This is a genomic window from Streptomyces shenzhenensis (genome assembly GCF_003688995.1).
GTDB lineage: Bacteria > Actinomycetota > Actinomycetes > Streptomycetales > Streptomycetaceae > Streptomyces > Streptomyces shenzhenensis_A.
This window is the reverse complement of record NZ_PENI01000037.1, coordinates 21355-40325: the sequence shown is the minus strand read 5'-3', so window position 1 is coordinate 40325 and position 18971 is coordinate 21355. Positions and strand designations below refer to the sequence as shown.

Genomic DNA, 18971 nt, shown 5'->3' with positions numbered 1-18971 from the left:
CGCTCCGACCTGACCGGCTGGGCCCCGATGCGGCGCAGGGCCCGCTCCGGAACGGGAGCGGGCCCTGCGAGGTGCGAGCGCCGGGTCAGCGGGCCGGGGTGCCCTGCGGCTGCTGCGGGGTGATGCCCAGCGCCGTCGTGTACCGGGCCAGGGCGAGCTTGCCGATCGCCGGGTACGCGCCGAGCGCCTCCGCGGTGGCGCAGTCCGCCTCGGCGGCGGCCGCCGTCAGCAGGCCCGGGTCGATCTCGGGGCCGATCAGATACGGCGCCAGCGCCAGCTGCTGCGAGCCCGAGGAACGCAGCTGCTCGGCGACGGAGTTGATCGAGCCGTCCTGGTCAAGGGCCGCCGCCATCACCGGCACGGCCAGGCGCGCGGCGAGCAGCATGCCGGTGATGCCGGCCGCCTGCACGGCCTCGTCACCGCCCACGGAGGCCAGGATGATGCCGTCCGCCGCGGTCGCCACGGTGAACAGGCGCGCCCGGTCGGCGCGGGCCAGACCCGCCTCGGACAGGCGCACGTGCAGCGCCTCGGCGAGCAGCGGGTGCGGGCCGAGCACGTCCGTCAGCTCGGCGGCGACCTTGCTCTCCATCACGGCCTGGCGGACCTGGCGCAGCAGCGCGCTGTCCGGTCCTGCCAGCAGCGGGACGACGACGGCCACCGGGCCCTCGGGCTCCTTGACCTCGGCACCGGCGGCGACGGCCTGCTCATGGCGGGCGGTTCGCTCGTCGGCGGACCGCGTCAGCACGGACTGGAGCGTGGGGAACTCCGAGTCGTCGCCGTCCACGTACCCGATCCGCGCGTCCAGGCCGGGCAGCTCGGAGCGGGCGATGCTCACGACCTCCTCGGCGAGGCCGCGCGTGGTGGCGCTGGGCGTGCCCGGCACCGCGAGGACGAGCGCGGGCGCGCCCTCGGGAGCCACCAGCGGTTCGGGGCGGCGGTGCCGTCCCGGCTGGCGGGGTCGCGGCATTCGTACGGGCAGGCCGGACACGGGTCCAGTGGGGGAGCTCATGGCGCCGCATGTTACTGGCTTCCTGGGCTTCCCTGTTCGGGGAGGGTGCAGGTGAGCGGTATACGTCCGGTTTTGTCTGATGAGTTACGTACGGATCAGATGCGCGCCCTGTCCGCGCTGCGGTTCGACAGCGCCCCGAAGGATCCCGGGGAACTACGCGACCAGCCACGATGGTGCCGCGGACGACCGACGGCACAGCGCGGCAAGTCCAGCGGAGCGCTCAGCGGGTCACCACGTACAGCATCTTCTCCTCGCTCGGCAGGGTGAGCCGTCCGGTCGCGAGGTCCGTGGCGATCCGCACCGCGCCGTACAGCGGATCGCCCTGGGCGGGCACCCGCGGCGCGTGCGGCAGCCGCTCGGCCAACTCCTCCGCCAGCGGGACGAGAAGCGGGTCGCCCATCCGGAACAGGCCGCCGGTGAGGGCCACTCGGGGCTCGCCCGACGCCGGGCAGACCGCCGCAGCGGACTCGGCGATGTGCCGGGCCGCCGCGCGCAGGATGCCCGCCGCGACCGTGTCCCGCGCCGCGCAGGCGGCCACCTGGGGCGCGAAGGAGGCGAGGACCGCCGGCCGGTCGGAGCGCGGATAGAGCAGGCCGGGCAGCCCGGACAGCGGGCCGAACCGCTCCTCGGCGCAGGCCCGCAGCGCTGCGGAGCCGCCGTCCCGCCCGTCGTGGGCGCGCAGCGCCGCCTCAAGGCCGGCCCGGCCGATCCAGGCACCGCCGCCGCAGTCGCCGAGCAGATGGCCCCAGCCGTCCGCCCGTCGCCAGGCCGTCAGGTCGGTGCCGACGGCGATCAGCCCCGTGCCGCCGGCCACCACCGCACCGGGATGCGGCCCGAGGGCGCCCACATAGGCGGTCACCGCGTCGGCGGCGAGCGCGACGGACCGCACGCCGAACTCCCGCATGAGGGCGTCCGGCAGTTCGGCGCGCAGGGCGTCGCCCAGGGTGGCGAACCCGGCGGCGCCGACGACCGCCGTGACCGGCTCGGTCACTCCGGTCTCGGCGCTCAACGCGCGGACCAGGGGCAGGAGTTGCTCCATCAGCTGTACGGGATCGATGCCCCGCGCCCCGGTTCTGATCGGCTCCCGGGACTCCCGCTGGGCGGACGGCCCCCGTCCGGCCACGCCGACCGTGACGCGAAGCCCCGAACCGCCCGAGTCGACGGCGAGGAATCCGGCCCCGGCCCCGGTTCGGCTCATGGCAGGCGCCGGTCCACCGGCTGTCCCCCCTGCTGGATCGGCAGGTCGTCGGCCCGGCTGGACGGGCGGGAACAGGCGGGAATTCCGGGAGCTGAGTATCGGGGACGAAGGGCGGGCCGAGGATGATGACCATGGCGGAGTGGCTTGAGCACTGGGTGGAACAAGCTCCGCTCCTTCCAGGCGACCGGTCGCGTGACGTGATCTGCTCGACCGGCTCGGAGACCTCGACGAGGAGGAGAGTAGCGCCTGCGGGACGGCCCGTGTGCAGGGGCTTCCCCGCGTGTGCTCGGCACCGGCGGGTGCGAGTAGAGTGACGCGCCGTGGCAGCACGACCTTTGCATGAACTTGTGGAAGCAGGCTGGGCGAAGGCTCTCGAGCCGGTGGCCGAACGGATCGCCGCGATGGGGGACTTCCTGCGGGCCGAGATAGCGGCGGGCCGGACGTATCTGCCGTCCGGGGCGAATGTCCTGCGGGCTTTCCAGCAGCCCTTCGACGACGTCCGCGTCCTGATCGTCGGTCAGGACCCTTATCCCACGCCGGGGATGGCGATCGGGCTGAGTTTCGCGGTCTCGCCGGAGGTGCGTTCTTTGCCGGGCAGCCTGGAGAACATCTTCCGGGAGATGCACTCCGACCTCGGGCTGCCCAGGCCGTCGAACGGTGATCTGACGCCGTGGACCCAGCAGGGCGTACTGCTGCTCAACAGGGCGCTCACGACGGCCCCGCGCAAGCCCGGTGCGCATCGCGGCAAGGGCTGGGAGGAGGTCACCGAGCAGGCGATCCGCGCGTTGGCCGGGCGCGGCAAGCCGCTGGTGTCGATCCTGTGGGGCCGTGACGCGCGTAATCTGCGGCCGCTGCTGGGGAACCTGCCGGCGATCGAGTCCGCGCACCCGTCTCCGATGTCGGCCGACCGTGGCTTTTTCGGCTCCCGTCCGTTCAGCCGGGCCAACGACCTGCTGACCGGCCAGGGCGCCCAGCCGGTGGACTGGCGCCTGCCGTAGGCCACGCCCCCCGTCGCGTCCGCGTCTTTTGGGCGCCGACCCGCGGTGATATGTCTTCCACGGCCTTTCGTGCTCATGCCGCGTTGCACGCCGCCCCGTGCCGAGACTCGTTCGACGAGCCGAGCACGAGGCGGCGTGTCCGCGTTGGCCGCACCCCCTGCGACCGAATCCCGAGGGCATCCAACTGGGCTGCGGCGGCCGGACTTTGAACTCACTGATGACAAAGTATGGACGTACTCGGCAGAAGTCCCCTAGCGTGACGGCGCACCCGTAGGCGTACCGACTCTTCGGCATCAGCACCCGCGTTTCCGTATAGCTCGACCGGAGTGCGATCCGGCGGCCTCCGGTCCCGTCCTGGAGGACCGATGCATCCACATCCGTTCCGCCGCGCCCGAAGACAGCTCACCGCACTGCTCGTCGGCGGCTTCCTCGCGGGCGGGATAGCGGCCGCGCCCCCGTCCGCCGCCGCACCCGCCGACATCCCGCCCCAGGAACCCGGTGTCACCCTGCGCGTCTTCGACACCCAGGTTCCGCTCAGCAAGCTGTGCACGCTCAAGCCGGGCCAGACACCCAACCACGACAAGCTGATGCCGACCGTGGACTGGTCCTCGACCGACGACTTCGGCGGATTCGCCGACAACTTCTCGGCGCAGGCCTCCGGTTACCTCGTCATCCCCGCCAACGGGACGTACTCCTTCCGTCTCACCAGCGACGACGGGTCACGGCTCACCATCGACGACCGTGAGGTCATCGACCACGACGGGCTGCACGCCGCCGAGCCCAAGGACGGGGCCGTCGAACTCACCGCGGGCTCCCACCCGTTCCGCATCGACTACTTCGAGCGCACCGGCGAGCAGCAGCTCACGCTCGCCTGGCAGCCGCCGGGCGCCACCGGCTTCACCGTGGTGCCGCGCGAGTCGCTGACCACCGACGCCGGGGTCGTACGGGTCACGGCGCCGGGCCGCAAGGAGTGCGAGGCCGGCGGGGACAGCCCCGGTGACGGACTGCCGCTCACCGACGTGCGCCCCGACCTCACCCTCACCGACCTGCGCCCGGACGGGTTCGAGCCGCAGGTCACCGGCATGGACTGGCTGCCCGACGGCCGGCTCGCCCTCAGCACGTGGGGCGGGTCGCAGAACACGGCGGGCGAGGTGTACCTCCTCGACCATGTCACCGGGAACACCAGCCGCGACAAGGTGACCGTCAAGAAGGTCGCGAGCGGGCTGCGCGAGCCGATGGGCATCAAGTACGTCGACGGCTCCCTCTACGTGTCGCAGAAGCACGAGCTGACCCGGCTCGTCGACACCGACAACGACTCCGTCACCGACGAGTACCGCACCGTCGCCACCTGGCCCTACGGCGGGAACTTCCACGAGTTCGCCTTCGGGCTGCTCTACCGCGACGGCTACTTCTACGTGAACCTGTCCGTCGCCATCAACTACGGCGGGGCGACCACCACCCCGCAGCCGGCCCCGGGCCGCGGCACCACGTACCGGGTCAGCAAGAAGACGGGGAAGATCCATCCGATCGCGGGCGGTCTGCGCACGCCCAACGGGATCGGCTGGGGTCCGGGCGGCGACATCTTCACCACCGACAACCAGGGGGGCTGGCTGCCGGCCAGCAAGCTCGTCCAGATCAAGCAGGACCGCTTCTTCAACCACTTCACCGAGCCGTCGGGCCCGTTCGACGACCGTCCCGTCACCCAGCCGGTGCTGTGGCTGCCGCAGAACGAGATCGCCAACTCCCCCAGCACTCCGCTGTACTTGACCAAGGGCCGGTTCGCCGGGCAGATGCTCTTCGGTGACGTCACCTACGGCGGGCTCCAGCGCGGCTATCTGGAGAAGGTGAAGGGCCAGTACCAGGGAGCCGTGTTCCGCTACACGCAGGGGCTCGAAGCCGGCGTCAACCGGATCTCCCTGGGCCCCGACGGCGCGATCTACGCGGGCGGCCTGGGCGCCGACGGCAACTGGGGTCAGGAAGGCAAGCTCAAGTTCGGCCTGCAGAAACTGACGCCGAACGGCGGTAACGCCTTCGACATCAAGGAGATGCGGGCCGTGCCCGGCGGCTTCGACCTGGAGTACACCCAGCCGGTGTCCGAGGCCACCGCCGAGAAGCTGGCCTCCCGCTACCAGGCCGAGCAGTGGCGCTACACCCCGACATCGAACTACGGCGGGCCGAAGATCGCCGAGGAGTCGCTCACCGTCCGCTCGGCGACGCTCGCCGACGACGGGCGCACGGTCCGGCTGCGCCTCGACGGGCTCAAGCCCGGCCGTGTCGTGCACGTGCGCTCGCCGCGCCCCTTCGCCTCTGCGTCCGGCGAGACGCTGTGGAGCACGGAAGCCTGGTACACGCTCAACGCGCTGCCGGGCAAGCAGCCGCCGCCCGCCACGCTGTACGAGGCCGAGGAGGCGCGTCTGACCGGCACGGCCGGCATCAACACCGACCACACCGGGTACTCGGGCAGCGGCTTCGTCGACCGCTACGCCACCGAGGGCAAGGTGGCCACGACGTTCGACGTGACGGTCCCCAAGGCCGGCGAGTACGACGTGAACCTGCGCTACTCGAACGGCCCCAACCCATTCCAGGGCACCAAGTCCCTCTCCCTGTACGCCAATGGGGAGAAGCTACGCCAGACGATGCTCCCGTCCACGGGCACGTGGGACGCCTGGTCGACCCGGACCGAACGCGTCAGCCTGCGCGCGGGCCACAACACCCTCGCGTACCGCTTCGACGCCGGTGACACCGGTCATGTCAACCTCGACCTGATCACCGTGCGTCCGCACGGCGCCACGGTCACCCTCTTCGACGGCACCACCGCCTCCCAGGCGCAGTGGCAGCATCCGGACGGGCGGCGCGTGGCGTGGCCGCTCGCCGCCGAACAGTCGATGGAGGCGTGCTGCGGCGACATCCGCACCAAGGAGGCCTACCAGGACTTCAAGCTGCACGTGGAGTTCCGGGTTCCACTGCTGCCGGACGACGTCACCGGCCAGAACCGCGGCAACAGCGGCGTCTACCTTCAGGACCGCTACGAGCTGCAGATCCTCGACTCGTACGGTGACACCACGCTCGACACCAACGAAGCCGGGGCGATCTACCTGAAGAAGGCCCCCGACGTGAACGCGGCGACGGCGCCGGAGACCTGGCAGACGTACGACATCACGTTCCGCGCGGCACGGTTCGACGACAGCGGCCGTAAGACCGCCGACGCGCGGGTGACGGTCGTGTGGAACGGCAAGAAGGTCCACGACGACGTCGCGATCGACGGGCCGACCGGCGGCGGTGCGCCGGAGGGGCCGTCGGCCGGGGCGATCCGGCTGCAGGACCACGGGAACACCGTGCGGTTCCGCAACCTCCGGGTGGAACCGCTGAGCTGACGCATTCCGCACCGCAGTCGCACAGCGGCGGGGCGCGCCCACGAGGCCGTGGGCGCGCCCTCTTCCCGTTCTGTGCGGTTCGGGCGGCGCCCCGCCGGGAGGCCCAAGGACGACCGAGGCCGACCGGACCGGCGGCTCGCGCAAGCCCCCTTCCTCCCGGGCCCCGGCCTCAGCCGAGAACCGCGGCCCGTACGCACAGCACGTCCGGCAGATGGGACGCCAGCTGACGCCAGCTGTCGCCGTCGTCCGCCGACGCGAACACCTCGCCGTTGCGATTGCCGAAGTACACGCCCGCCGGGTCGCCGCCGTCGGTGCACAGCGCGTCCCGCAGCACCGTCCCGTAGTGGTCCTCCGGCGGCAGACCGGCCGTCAACGGCTCCCAGCTCTTGCCCGCGTCCGCCGTGCGGAAGACCCGGCAGCGGCGGTCGGCGGGGACCCGGTCGGCGTCGGCGTTGATCGGGAAGACGTACGCGGTGCCGCCCCGGTGCGGGTGGGCCGCCGCCGCGAAGCCGAAGGTGGACGGCAGCCCCTCGCCGATGTCCGTCCAGTGCGCGCCGGCGTCGTCGCTGCGGTACACCCCCCAGTGGTTCTGCAGATACAGCCGGTCAGGACTGCCCGCGTCCTGTGCGATCTTGTGGACGCACTGGCCGAACTCCGGGTCCGGTTCCGGCAGGAACACCGCGGACACACCGGAGTTGGACGGGGCCCAGCTCGCGCCGCCGTCCGTGGTGCGGAACACGCCTGCCGTGGAGACCGCCACGGTCACCGCCTTCGGATCGCGCTGGTCGGTGACGACGGTGTGCAGTCCCTCCCCGCCGCCCCCCGGCACCCACCGGTCCCGTGTGGGGTGCTCCCACAGCGGGCGGACGAGTGCGAAACTCTCCCCGCGGTCCTCGGAGCGGTACAGCGCCGCCGGTTCCGTGCCCGCGTACACCACGTCCGGTTCGGCGGCCGCCGGGTGCAGCTGCCACACCCGCTCCAGCGAAGCCCCGGTGTCCTTGGGGAACTTCACGGCGGGGCTGGCGGGCTCGGTCCAGGTCCGGCCCAGGTCGTCGGAGTGGAACACGGACGGGCCCCAGTGGGAGCTGTCGCCGCCGACGAGCAGGCGCGGGCGGTCGCCGCGGGTGTCGATGGCGACCGAGTAGATCGCCTGCGCGTTGAAACAGGGACTCTCGTCGAACTCCCAGGCGTCCTCCCGCCGTCGGCCGATGAACAGGCCCTTGCGGGTGCCCACGGCGAGCAGTACCTCGGTCATGCCGATCACCTCCGGGGTGTCGTCGCACAGCTGGTCCTCAGACACCGGCCAGTGTGCACCCCGGCACTGACAGTCGTACCCGGCTCGACATCATCGCTGGTCAGAACGGTGCCATCGGGTGATCAGGGGCATGCCAGGGGGCGGATTTCGGCCACGCGCCGCCGGGGCGAAGGACGCCGGGCGGCCGGCGCGGCGGGCGCGGGCCCTGAGCGAGGAAGCGACGTCCTGCGTATGGGAGGGCGGCCCGGTCCCTCGGCGACGGGAGGGCGGTCCGGCCTGTTCGTGCGCGTGAGGAGGATGCCGTTGCAGGCGTTCCGTGGTCCGAGGGTGTGGCTGTGGCGCTGGCGGCGCAACCCGCTCAAACGCCGTGCAGACACGGTGGAGGCCTGGGTGATGCTCGGCGCCTGCCTGGGCACGGTACTGGCCGGGGTGGTCGCCGGATGCGCGGCGGCCGGGACCGTCGGGCACGCCCTGGCCCGGGAGCGCGCCGAACGGCGTCCGGCCGTGGCACGGGTCACCGGGCAGGTCCCGGGACCGCGGTCCTCGGCCTCCGGCACGTCGGCCGGCGACCGCGGGTGGGCGACGGTGCGCTGGACCGCGCCGGACGGATCCACGCACACCGGACAGGCCTGGGTCGCGGCCGGCGCCCCGGCCGGCACGCCCGTCACGGTCTGGACCGACCCGCAGGGCCGCCTGGTGACCAGGCCGGCCTCCCCGGCCCAGGCCCGGCTCGGCGCCGGCCTCGTCGGCGGCCTGGCCGGGGTGGCCGCGGGCGGCGTCCCCTGCCTCATGGGCCTCGCCCTGCACGGCCGGCTGGAGCGGTACCGCATGCGGCAGTGGGACGCGGAGTGGGCACGGCTCGGCCCGCAGTGGAGACGGACGGCGGGCTGAGCCGGGCGGCCCGCGCCGGGGGACCGGGGGAGAAAGGCGGCGGCAGCTCGGGTGCCGGGACGGGCGCCGCCCCGGGCGGACCGCCTATCCCTCCTGCTCCGCCACCACCTCCCTGCACGTCCGCACCAGCGCCTCGTCCTTCAGGATGTCGTGGCTGCCGTATCCGCCCTTGCGCGCCGTGTGGCGGCGCGGCGCGGCGAGTTCCGCCTCCAGCAGGTCCCACAGGGGCGCGCCCGCCGGTCCCAGGTCGCGCACACAGCCGGCGATCGTGCCGCGGGTGTGCGGGTGCTGCGCCCAGGCGGCCCGCAGGACGGGCACCACCGGTTCCGGGGCGCCGTCGATCCGCCACAGCGCGCACGCGGCCGACATCCGCTCCCACACCTGGTCCGACTCGGTCAGCCGGTGCAGTCCCGGCAGGGCGGGACGGGCGGCGGGGCCGAGCCTGGCCAGGCCGTCGGCGGCCTGCCGGCGCCGCGGTCCGTCCCCGGCCAACTCCCCGAGCAGCGCGGGAAGCACGGCTGAGGCGTCGCCCTCCAGCGACCACAGCGCGGCCGCCGCCGCGGGCGCGTGCCGGGTGCCCAGCAGATCCCGCACGGCCGGCGCCGCCTCCCGCGCCGCGGGCCCGAAGGCGGCCAGGGCCCGCAACGCGTGCCCGACGACGGCCCCCTGACGTCCGGGGCCGTCCGCCGTGCCGCGCAGCAGGCGCAGCACCTCGGGCAGGGACTCCGTGTCGCCCAGCGCGCCCAGTGCCGCCAGCAACGGCGCGGCGCGGTCGACGGCATCGGGCGAGGCGGGCTCGACCGACCGCAGGCCGCGGCGGAGCGCGGGCGCGAGCGGTGCCGCGGCCCGGCCCAGGTGGACGATGACATGTCCCAGATCGTCGGGGACGTCCGGTCCGGCCAGCACCTCCGCCAGGACCGGCACCGCACGCGGATCCCCGCTTCTGGCCAGGGCCTTGAGCGGACCGCCGAGCGCCGGTGCCGCACCCTCCCAGCGGTGCAGCCGCAGTCCGGGCCGCGCGGCCAGCAGTGCGTCGAGGGCGTCCGCGGCGGGCGCGGCCAGTGCGAACAGATCGGTCAGGACCCAGACTGCGGCGTCCCGTAACCGGCCTTCGTCCGAGGCGAGTTGGCCGCCGACGAGGGCGACGGTCCGGCTGTGGTCGCCGCGCCACTCACGCAGCAGTCCCGCCGTCATCCACACGGCGTTGCACCGGTCGACCGGGTCCGGGCTGGCCAACTGCCCGGCGAGCAGCGCGGTCCGGTCGGCCACCCGGTCGTCGAGCCCGGCGTGGAGGGTGCGCAGCAGGTGCGAGCCCTCCTCGTCGGACGGGCGCAGCCGCCGCAACCGGCCGACGAGCGTGTCGGTGTCCGGGCGGTCCGGTCCGGGCGTGCCGGAGCGCTGCCGTGACCGGTCCCGCAGCAGCCCCACCGCCGTGGGGACCAGATCGGCCGGAAGCCGGTCGGGCGCGCCGAGCGCGAGCTGGCCGAGCGAGGCCAGGCGCAGTCCGGGGCCGTGGGGCGGCGTGCTGTGCGCGGCCAGCAGGCCGAGCGCCGCACCCCGCTGCCCGCGGTGCCGGCGGACGAACAGCCCGAGGGCCTCGATCAGGGCGAGCAGGACCCCGTCGTCGCGCTCCACGGCCATCCGCTGCCGCAACAGACCGAGCACGCGCGCGGGTTCCCCGGAGAACCGGACGAGCGCACCGGCCGCGGCGGCCCGCACCCCGGCATCCGGGTCCCCGGCCAGCGCGACGAACGCCTCGGCGCCCGAGCGCACCACCGCGGACGCGTCCGCACCCGCATCGCCGCCGTTGACCCCGCCGATGCTGGTCAGCAGCTCGACCAGGCCGCCCCGGTCCGGCACCTCCTCGTGGGCCACCAGCGCGAACAGGAACGGAATGGAGGCGAGCGTCGAGTCGTAGACATCGCCCTGGTGATGCACCGCGCCGTACATGCCGTCCAGTGCGCGTTCCCGCTCGGCGGGGTCGGGGGACGCGAGTCCTCTCAGCCATCCGGGCACGTCGGCCGCGCTGCCGTACGCATGCCGCAGCGCGGCCCAGTCGATCTCGTCGATCCCCGTGAACACGTTGTCCTCCCCCGAGCGAATACCCACCTGTTTGCGAGTGTGCACCACGCCACTGACAGCGAAGCGGAATCGGCCGCCGACTGTGTGCGATCTGTCGACGGTCACCGGCCACGCACATCCGTTATCGGCCACGCACGGGCACCGGCGCCACATGCCGGGCGCCGCACCCGCCCCCGGGCCGCACGCGCGCACCGGTCACCCGTCGTCGGCTGCATCGTCGCCGCTCCTGCAGCCCCGGGCCACGCACGCGTACCGGTCACCCGCACGCACCGGCGCCACGCGCCCGCCGGCGCCACGCGCCCGCCGGCGCCACGCGCCCGCCGGCGCCACGCGCCCGCCGGTCCCACGGGCGCGCCGGTCACGCGCTCCCGTCCCCGGACGGCCCGGACCCGCCCGGCGGTCATGCCCCGCCGGGCAGCGCGCGCTCCAGGATCGCGTCCAGTCCGGACCCGGCGGGCAGCGTGCCGAACGCGTGCCCCCAGTCCCCGCCCAGCCGGGACGCGCAGAACGCGTCGGCGACCGCGGCCGGGGCGTACCGGACCAGCAGGGAGGCCTGGAGCGCCAGGGCCATCGCCTCGACCAGCCGGCGCGCGCCCACCTGGCCGGTCCCGGCCCATCGATCCCCGAGCCGGGCCACGGCCGCGTCCAGCCGGGCGTCCGCCCCGCGCGCCACGGCGAGTTCGGCGAACAGGGCGTCCGCCGCGCCGGGCTCCCGGCCGAGCGCCCGCAGCACGTCGAGCGCGTTGACGTTGCCCGAGCCCTCCCAGATCGACAGCAGCGGCGCCTCCCGGTAGTGCCGCGGCATGCCCGACTCCTCCACATAGCCGTTGCCGCCCAGGCACTCCAGGGCCTCCGCCGTGAAGGCCGGACCCCGCTTGGTGACCCAGTACTTGCCGACGGCGGTCGCGATCCGCCGGAACGCCCGCTCCCCGGCGTCGCCGCGCACCGCGCGGTCCGCCGCACCGGCCAGCCGCAGCGTGAGCGCCGTGGCGGCCTCCGACTCCAGCGCGAGATCGGCGAGGACGTTGCGCATCAGCGGCTGGTCGAGCAGCCGTGCGCCGAACGCGCTGCGATGGCGCACATGGTGCCCCGCCTCGACGAGGGTCTTGCGCATCAGGGTGGCCGACGACATCACGCAGTCCAGGCGCGTGCAGTTGACCATCTCGATGATCGTCTTGACGCCCCGCCCCTCCGGGCCGACCAGCCAGGCCACGGTCTCCTCGAACTCCGGCTCCGAGGAGGCGTTGGAGCGGTTGCCCAGCTTGTCCTTCAGCCGCTGGATCCGGAACGTGTTGCGGCTGCCGTCCGGCAGCACGCGCGGTACCAGGAAGCAGGACAGGCCGCCCGCGGCCTGGGCCAGCACCAGGAAGAGATCGCACATCGGCGCCGACGTGAACCACTTGTGCCCGCGCAGCGTGTACACGCCGGGCTCGGCGGTGGGGGTGGCCGCGGTGGTGTTGGTCCGGACGTCTGAGCCGCCCTGCTTCTCGGTCATGCCCATCCCGGCCAGCAGCGCGGGCTTCTCGGTGGGGACGCGCAGCACCGGGTCGTACTCCCGGCCGGTCAGCAGCGGTTCGTAGATCTCGGCGAGGTCCGGCTGGGCGCGCAGCGCGGGGACGGCCGCGTACGTCATCGACGTCGGACAGCCATGGCCGGCATCCGTGTGCCCCCACACCAACCCGCCCGCGGTACGGGCGACATGGGCGCCCGGCCGGGCGTCGGCCCAGGGCGCGCCCGCGAGGCCCGCGCCGACCGCGACCCGCATCAGATGGTGCCAGGCGGGGTGGAACTCGACCTCGTCGATCCGGTTGCCGTACCGGTCGTGGGTGCGCAGCTCGGGCTCGTGCCGGTTGGCCAGCTCGCCCCACTCCTGTGCCTCGGCGCCGCCGGCCCGCCGGCCGAGCCGCCGGACCTCCTCCTCGGCCCAGCCCGCGTCCTCCCTGCGCAGGCCCTCCAGCAGGGCCGGGTCCTCGGCGGCGTCGTACGGGGCCAGGGGAGGGGGCTGGTTGGTGACGTCGTGTGTGGCGTGCCGCGGCTGCGGGGGAGCGGGTGTCGAGGCCATACCACCATGTTGCACTCACCCTGCGGTCGTGGCAATGATGCAACAGAAGCCCGTACAGTACGTGCCCATGCGGATGAACATGCCGGTGCAGCCCGGCGAGGTGGTCCTGCGGTCGCTGTCCGCGCGGTCGGTGGTGCTGAGCCTGCTGCTCGGAGCCCATCCGCCGCGGCTTCCGGTGAAGGACCTGGTGCGACTGGTGGAGCCCTTCGGGATCGGCGGCTCCACCCTGCGGGCGGCGCTCAGCCGGATGGTGGCCGCCGGCGACCTGCGGCGCACGGACGCCGTCTACGGGCTCAGCGACCGGCTGCTGGCCCGCCAGCGCCGTCAGGACGACGCGCTGCATCCGGGCACGCGCGCGTGGGACGGTGACTGGGAGATGGTGGTGATCACGGCGACCGGCCGCGGCCCCGCCGAACGCGCCGATCTGCGGGCCCGGCTGGCCGATCTGCGGCTGGGGGAACTCCGCGAGGGCGTGTGGCTGCGGCCCGCCAACCTCGACCGCCCGCTGCCGGACGACCTGGAGCGGGTGGCCCAGCGCTACACCGTGCGCCCGGAGCGTCCCGCCCGCGACCTGGTCGCCCTCCTGTGGCCGCTCGACGCCTGGGCCGCCACCGGCCGGGCCCTGCTCGCCCACGCGGCCCGGGCGGACCGGCCCGCCGACCGCCTCACCGGCTATGCCGCGGTCGTACGCCACCTCCTCACCGACCCCGTGCTGCCGCCCGCCCTGGCACCCGCCGACTGGCCGGCCACCGCGCTGCGCGCCGCGTACACGGACTACCTGCGCGAACTGACCGGCACGGTGCGCGGCCGGTCCGGCCGGCCGCCCGGTCCGGCCAGGTGACCGGTGGCTTCGGTACGCGGGCCCGCACCGACGACCCACCGACGGCGCGGGCGCGCGGCGCGGGCGACGCACAGTGGATCCCACCCGCCGCGCGCGGCGTGGAGGCAACAGACCCGCGTCCCGCGCCTGCCCGTTCAGCACAAGCGACTTGCGCCGCGCCGGTCGCGGACATCATCACGAAGACCGGGGTCCGCGCGGCAGGCGACGCACAGCCGGCCTCACACGCCACGGCCGCGAACCCGCAACTCGGCCACGGTCAGAGGCGATCCGCACCCGCAGCTCGGACGCGGTCAGCGGCGCGCGTGGCGTGGGGGCAGCAGGCCCGCGTCCCGCGCCTGCGCGATCAGTACGAGCGACTTGCGCCGCCCGTACCCGGTCGCGGACATCACTGCGAGGACCGGGTCCGCGCCCTCCTCCTGGGCGGCCCGGTACGCGTGCGCGATCTGCCGGCGCCCCTCGGCGCCGTACGGCCAGACCGGGCGGGCCCGCCGCGCCCCCGTCGCCCCGCCCTCGGCGCCCGGTCCCGCGCCGAGGCCGCACGCCTCCAGCAGCGGTTCCTCGATCCAGTCGGCCAGCACCGTCAGGTCGTCAGGGGACAGCGCGGGCCGGGCCCGGACCTCCTCGAAGAAGACGCATCCCGCGCAGACCACGGCGAGCACGTCGATCCGGGCACCGTCGGCGAACGACAGCCGGACGGTGACCCACGACGCGGCGCCCGAGTCCTCCCGCACCTCCCAGGCGGGCCCCACGGACACGGTGCCGTCCGTCGGACAGCGATCAGAAAGATTAAGAAAGGATGCTTCTAGCACACACGCAACGTAACCGCATGATCACATACCTGCGGCAACAGACACGCACACCGGTCACCCCGCCGGACCCTGTCAGCGTGCCCCCGGCGGTGCGATGCTGGAGCCACCAGCGCCCCCGCACCTTCCGGGGTTAGGAGTCCACCGTGCTGCGTGTCGCCGTCGTCGGTTCCGGGCCGAGCGGGTGCTACACCGCCCAGAGCCTGGTCCAGCAGGATCCCGACGTGCTCGTGGACGTCCTGGACCGGTTGCCGTGCCCGTACGGCCTGGTGCGCTACGGAGTGGCCCCGGACCACGAGAAGATCAAGTCCCTGCAGGGGAACCTGCGGGCGGTCCTGGAGGACGACCGGGTGCGGTTCCTGGGCGGTGTCCTGGTCGGCGGCCCCGCCGGGCCGGACGTGGCGCGGCTGCGCGAGCTGTACCACGCGGTCGTGTACTGCGTGGGGGCCGCCACCGACCGGCACCTCGGCATTCCGGGCGAGGGCCTGCCCGGCAGCTGGTCGGCGACCGAGTTCGTCGCCTGGTACAGCGCGCATCCGGACGCCGCCGACGCCGGCTTCCTGCGCGACGCCCGGTCGGCCGTGGTCATCGGCGTGGGCAACGTCGCGGTGGACGTCACGCGGATGCTGGCGCGTGGCGCGGCGGAGCTGAGCCCGACCGACATGCCGCAGGACGCGCTGACCACGTTGACGGCGAGCCGGGTGTCCGAGGTCCTGATGGTGGGCCGGCGCGGCCCCTCGCAGGCCCGTTTCACCACGAAGGAGCTGCGCGAACTGGGCGGGCTGCCCGGCACCGACGTCGGCGTGGACCCCGCCGAGCTGGCGATGGATCCGGCGTACACCGACCCGTCCGGGCTGCCCGCGCCGCAGCGCCGCAACCTGGAGGTGCTGCGCGGCTGGGCGGCGCGCGAGCCCGGGAACGCGGCGCGCCGGATCGGGCTGCGTTTCTTCCTGCGCCCCGTGGAACTGCTGGGCGACGGCGGGCGGGTGGCCGCGGTCCGCTTCGAACGGACGGCGCCGGACGGCCGTGGCGGGGTGACGGGAACCGGCCGGTTCGAGACCGTCGAGGCGCAGTTGGTGCTGCGGTCGGTGGGCTATCGCGGGGTGCCGCTGGCGGGGCTGCCGTTCGACCCGGCCGGCGGCACGGTGCCGAACGAGCGGGGCCGCGTGCTGCGCGACGGCGTGGCGCGGCCGGGGGAGTACGTGGCCGGGTGGATCAAGCGCGGCCCGACCGGGGTCATCGGCACCAACCGGCCGTGCGCCAAGGAGACGGTCGCCGCGCTGCTCGCCGACGCGCCGACGCTGCTGCGCCGGGAGCTGCCGCGGGATCCCGCGCAGGCGCTGCGGGCCGAGGGGATCGAGCCGGTCGAGTGGGCGGGCTGGCAGGCGATCGAGCGGGCCGAGGCGGAGCTGGGGGCGCGGCTCGGCCGGCACGTGGTCAAGCTGGCCGACTGGCGCTCACTGCTGGCGGCGGCGCGCACGGCGGGTTCGTAGACCGGCCGCGGGCGGGCAGAACACACAGCGGCAACGGGCCGGAAATCAACAAAATGTTCACGCCCCTTACGGTCTCGTACGGCTCGCGATGTACGCGGGCGCCGTCGCGGTCCCGCTGATCGTGGGCGACGCCATGAAGCTGTCGGCCGCGGACATGGCGTATCTGATCACCGCCGACCTGCTGGTGTGCGGTGTCGCGACGCTCATCCAGTGCGTCGGCCTCTGGCGGTTCGGCGTGCGGCTGCCGATCATGCAGGGCTGCACGTTCGCGGCCGTGTCACCGATGGTGCTGATCGGCGCGACCGGCGGCGGACTGCCCGCCGTCTACGGTTCCGTGATCATCGCGGGGCTCGCGATCATGCTGCTCGCGCCGGTCTTCGGCAGGCTGCTGCGCTTCTTCCCGCCGCTGGTCACGGGAACGGTCATCCTGATCACCGGGGTGTCCCTGCTGCCGGTCGCGGGCAACTGGGCCGCGGGCGGGGCCGGCGCGCAGGACTTCGGGGCGCCGAAGAACCTGGCACTGGCGGCCTTCGTCCTCGCGGTGGACACGATCGACGTCTGAGTTGTCGGTGGCAAGGTCGTAACGAGGGGCCGGGGCCGCCCGCTTGTCGAGCGTCAGGGCCGTGTCGTACCGCCAAGGGCGCCTACGGCGTCTGCGTGATGCAATGCCGCGTAGTCGGGGGCTTGAGTACCACTTGCCTGAGAATGCGATCAACCCGCCTGCCAGGAATGGTGGCCACGCCGCCCGCCTGATCCCCGAGAACCGTGGCGGCTGGGAAGATTACGGGCGTCTGCGGAGGTCCGGTTTCCCCGCACCTGCCCAACTCCGCCTTTACATCGTTCCGCATCCGCACGGCCGGACCCGCGAACGGGTCTGTGACTGCTGAGGTGAGAGTGACCATGCGGCCTGTGCGACAGGAGACTCCATATCTCTGCCCGTTTGAGTCGAGTCGCTCCTGTCTGATCTCAAAGCGCTCCCGGTTGACGCTGTTTGCGCCCTTGTGAGGCTCCAGCGGTGCGGCGATCGTACGCGCATGCGGTGCCCCGCCGCACAGGGGTGCGGGGCACCGCGGGCACGATCTTCGCGCCGGTTCGACGTGGTGGTGCCTGGATGTGTGTGCTCAGCCCATGTGGACCGGGGCGGCGCCTTCGGTGTGCTGCTGCCTGCCCGCGTTGATGGCGAACGCGGTCACGGCGGCACCGGCCACGAACACGGCCCCGGCGGCGGCGAAGGCCATGGTGTAGCCGTGCGTCAGGGCGTCACCCGCCTTCGACACGAGGCCCAGGTCCTTGGTGGCCAGGCCCCGATAGAGGGCGCCGGCTGCCTGGGGCAGCTTGTCGTCGGCCGCCGAGTTCGAGATCGTCGACAGGACGGCGAGGCCCAGGGCGCCGCCGATCTGCTGGGCGGTGTTGAGCAGGGCCGAGGCGATACCGGTGTCCTGGTGGGCGACACCGCTCACCGCTCCGAGCGTCATCGGGACGAAACTCATGCCCAGACCGAGAGCGGTGACGAACATCGCCGGAATGAGATGCCCGGCGTAGGAGGAGTCCGGCTCCAGAGTGGCGAACCAGAACATGCCGACTGCCGCGACCAGCAGGCCCGGTGCGGCGATGAGCCGGGGAGCGATGTGGGCGACGAGTTTGGAACTGATGCCCGCCGCCGCGGCCATACCAAAACTGAACGGCAGATAGGCGAAGCCGGTCTTGACGGGGCTGTAGCCGAGGATCAGCTGCATATAGAGGGTCAGGAAGTAGAAGAAGGCGAACATGCCGGAGCCGATGAACAGCATGGTGGCGTAACTACCCCACCGATTACGGTCCTTGAACAGGCGCAACGGCATCATCGGGTCCGGCGTACGGGCCTGCAGGAACAGGAACGCCACCAACAGCACAGCCGCGACCGCGAAGCAGCCCAGCGTAAGGCCGTTGGTCCAGCCGTGCTCGCCGCCGCGCGTGATGCCGTAGACGAGGGAGATCAGACCACCGGTCCCGGTGACGGCACCGGGGACGTCCAGGCGGCCATGGTGGCGCTCCGCCTCGACGAGGCTGCGGGTGCCGGCGAGGACGGCGAGGCCGATGGGGATGTTGACGAAGAACACCCAACGCCAGTCCAGCACATCGGTGAGCAGGCCACCGAGCAGCAGGCCGACCGTGGCACCGAGACCGCCCATCGCGGCGTACACGCCCATGGCCTGGTTCCGGGGCTTCCCCGCCGGAAACGTCGTGGTGATCAGCGCCAGCGCGCTGGGCGCGGAGAGTGCCGCGCCGACGCCCTGGAGGATGCGCCCGCCGATCAACAGACCCTCGTTCGGGGCCAGTCCACCGAGCAGGGACGCCAGGGTGAAGACGGTGATGCCCACCTGAAACGTCCGGCGGCGGCCGAACAGGTCGCCGGCCTTTCCGCCGAGGAGCAGCAGACCGCCGAAGGACAGCGCGTACGAGTTGACGATCCACGCCAGGTTCGCGTCGGTGACGCCGAGGTCGGTCTGGATGGCGGGCAGCGCGATATTCGTGATGGTGGCATCGAGGATGACCATCAACTGGGCCGCCGCGATGACGAATAGAGCGAGACCGTGATGCCGGTCTCTGCGGGCGGCACCGGAATGCTCCGGTGCCGTGGAGGTGGCGGTGGCCACGCTCTCAGCAGACATGGTTCAAGAACTCCAGGGAGCGCTGCGAACAGGGAAAGGTGAGAGTGAACGGAATCTGGTGAGAAGCGGAACACTCGCTGTGCAATCCGAGGTCGGGGTGCCGACACGGCACATCGCTCGGCCTCGGGACGAGTGCTCACCATAGCAGCGATTCGCTGCCACTTGTGACGCTGCAACTCCCTTTCCAGTGTTACCGATATCGCCCTTGCCAAACTCTCCTTGACCGTGACAAGGGGAATTCGGGACGCCCGAAAATTGCCCACACTTTTCGAGAAAAAGCAAACAACTCACGCAGGCTCGCGGGTATCGAG

At 73.1% G+C, this 18971-nt stretch carries 12 protein-coding genes and 1 pseudogene; 6 read left to right on the top strand and 7 right to left on the bottom strand.

Annotation, left to right across the window (positions count from 1 at the left end; translation table 11 throughout):
• Positions 1 to 85 precede the first annotated feature (85 nt).
• Together CTZ28_RS38275 and CTZ28_RS38270 are read right to left on the bottom strand one after the other, a co-directional pair.
• Positions 86 to 1009, bottom strand: a complete 924-nt coding sequence (locus tag CTZ28_RS38275) for a sirohydrochlorin chelatase (RefSeq protein WP_121894364.1) — start codon at positions 1007 to 1009, stop codon at positions 86 to 88.
• A gap of 220 nt (positions 1010 to 1229) precedes the next feature.
• Positions 1230 to 2207 (bottom strand): N-acetylglucosamine kinase, encoded by a 978-nt coding sequence (locus tag CTZ28_RS38270; RefSeq protein WP_121894363.1) that lies wholly within the window; start codon positions 2205 to 2207, stop codon positions 1230 to 1232.
• Between the two features lie 320 nt (positions 2208 to 2527).
• Between CTZ28_RS38270 and CTZ28_RS38265 the strand changes: the two genes are divergently transcribed.
• Together CTZ28_RS38265 and CTZ28_RS38260 are read left to right on the top strand one after the other, a co-directional pair.
• Entirely contained in the window at positions 2528 to 3205 is a 678-nt protein-coding gene (locus CTZ28_RS38265; protein WP_121894362.1) for a uracil-DNA glycosylase, read from the top strand.
• Between the two features lie 365 nt (positions 3206 to 3570).
• On the top strand, positions 3571 to 6579 hold the full coding sequence (locus CTZ28_RS38260) for a 3-keto-alpha-glucoside-1,2-lyase-like domain-containing protein (protein WP_121894361.1): 3009 nt from the start codon (positions 3571 to 3573) through the stop codon (positions 6577 to 6579).
• Between the two features lie 169 nt (positions 6580 to 6748).
• On the opposite strand, the gene CTZ28_RS38255 is transcribed toward CTZ28_RS38260, so the two are convergent.
• The gene (locus CTZ28_RS38255; RefSeq protein WP_121894403.1) at positions 6749 to 7834 is read right to left on the bottom strand and encodes a WD40/YVTN/BNR-like repeat-containing protein; all 1086 of its coding nucleotides are present in this window, start codon (positions 7832 to 7834) and stop codon (positions 6749 to 6751) included.
• Between the two features lie 303 nt (positions 7835 to 8137).
• On the opposite strand from CTZ28_RS38255, the gene CTZ28_RS38250 reads away from it, so the two are divergent.
• Positions 8138 to 8725, top strand: a complete 588-nt coding sequence (locus CTZ28_RS38250; protein WP_472926678.1) for an Rv1733c family protein — start codon at positions 8138 to 8140, stop codon at positions 8723 to 8725.
• An 84-nt stretch (positions 8726 to 8809) separates the two neighbouring features.
• On the opposite strand, the gene CTZ28_RS38245 is transcribed toward CTZ28_RS38250, so the two are convergent.
• Both CTZ28_RS38245 and CTZ28_RS38240 read right to left on the bottom strand, forming a co-directional pair.
• Entirely contained in the window at positions 8810 to 10807 is a 1998-nt protein-coding gene (locus CTZ28_RS38245; protein WP_121894359.1) for a HEAT repeat domain-containing protein, read from the bottom strand.
• Positions 10808 to 11207: 400 nt separating this feature from the next.
• A complete protein-coding gene (locus CTZ28_RS38240) occupies positions 11208 to 12869 on the bottom strand; it encodes an acyl-CoA dehydrogenase family protein (protein ID WP_121894358.1) in 1662 nt (553 codons plus the stop codon).
• Between the two features lie 67 nt (positions 12870 to 12936).
• On the opposite strand from CTZ28_RS38240, the gene CTZ28_RS38235 reads away from it, so the two are divergent.
• A complete protein-coding gene (locus tag CTZ28_RS38235) occupies positions 12937 to 13710 on the top strand; it encodes a PaaX domain-containing protein, C- domain protein (RefSeq protein WP_121894357.1) in 774 nt (257 codons plus the stop codon).
• Positions 13711 to 14000: 290 nt separating this feature from the next.
• On the opposite strand, the gene CTZ28_RS38230 is transcribed toward CTZ28_RS38235, so the two are convergent.
• On the bottom strand, positions 14001 to 14465 hold the full coding sequence (locus tag CTZ28_RS38230; RefSeq protein ID WP_121894356.1) for a DUF6214 family protein: 465 nt from the start codon (positions 14463 to 14465) through the stop codon (positions 14001 to 14003).
• A 197-nt stretch (positions 14466 to 14662) separates the two neighbouring features.
• On the opposite strand from CTZ28_RS38230, the gene CTZ28_RS38225 reads away from it, so the two are divergent.
• Both CTZ28_RS38225 and CTZ28_RS38220 read left to right on the top strand, forming a co-directional pair.
• Positions 14663 to 16009 (top strand): FAD-dependent oxidoreductase, encoded by a 1347-nt coding sequence (locus tag CTZ28_RS38225; RefSeq protein WP_121894355.1) that lies wholly within the window; start codon positions 14663 to 14665, stop codon positions 16007 to 16009.
• 88 nt (positions 16010 to 16097) lie between these two features.
• Positions 16098 to 16553: pseudogene (locus tag CTZ28_RS38220) on the top strand (solute carrier family 23 protein); the annotation flags it as partial.
• A 577-nt stretch (positions 16554 to 17130) separates the two neighbouring features.
• On the opposite strand, the gene CTZ28_RS38215 reads toward CTZ28_RS38220, so the two are convergent.
• Positions 17131 to 18660 (bottom strand): MFS transporter, encoded by a 1530-nt coding sequence (locus CTZ28_RS38215; protein WP_121894354.1) that lies wholly within the window; start codon positions 18658 to 18660, stop codon positions 17131 to 17133.
• Positions 18661 to 18971: the final 311 nt, after the last annotated feature.

Coding starts and splice junctions, on each gene's coding strand:
- CTZ28_RS38260 (WP_121894361.1), top strand. CDS start 3,571: ATGCATCCACATCCGTTCCGCCGCGCCCGAAGACAGCTCACCGCACTG.
- CTZ28_RS38215 (WP_121894354.1), bottom strand. CDS start 18,660: ATGTCTGCTGAGAGCGTGGCCACCGCCACCTCCACGGCACCGGAGCAT.
- CTZ28_RS38275 (WP_121894364.1), bottom strand. CDS start 1,009: ATGAGCTCCCCCACTGGACCCGTGTCCGGCCTGCCCGTACGAATGCCG.
- CTZ28_RS38235 (WP_121894357.1), top strand. CDS start 12,937: ATGCGGATGAACATGCCGGTGCAGCCCGGCGAGGTGGTCCTGCGGTCG.
- CTZ28_RS38270 (WP_121894363.1), bottom strand. CDS start 2,207: ATGAGCCGAACCGGGGCCGGGGCCGGATTCCTCGCCGTCGACTCGGGC.
- CTZ28_RS38255 (WP_121894403.1), bottom strand. CDS start 7,834: ATGACCGAGGTACTGCTCGCCGTGGGCACCCGCAAGGGCCTGTTCATC.
- CTZ28_RS38240 (WP_121894358.1), bottom strand. CDS start 12,869: ATGGCCTCGACACCCGCTCCCCCGCAGCCGCGGCACGCCACACACGAC.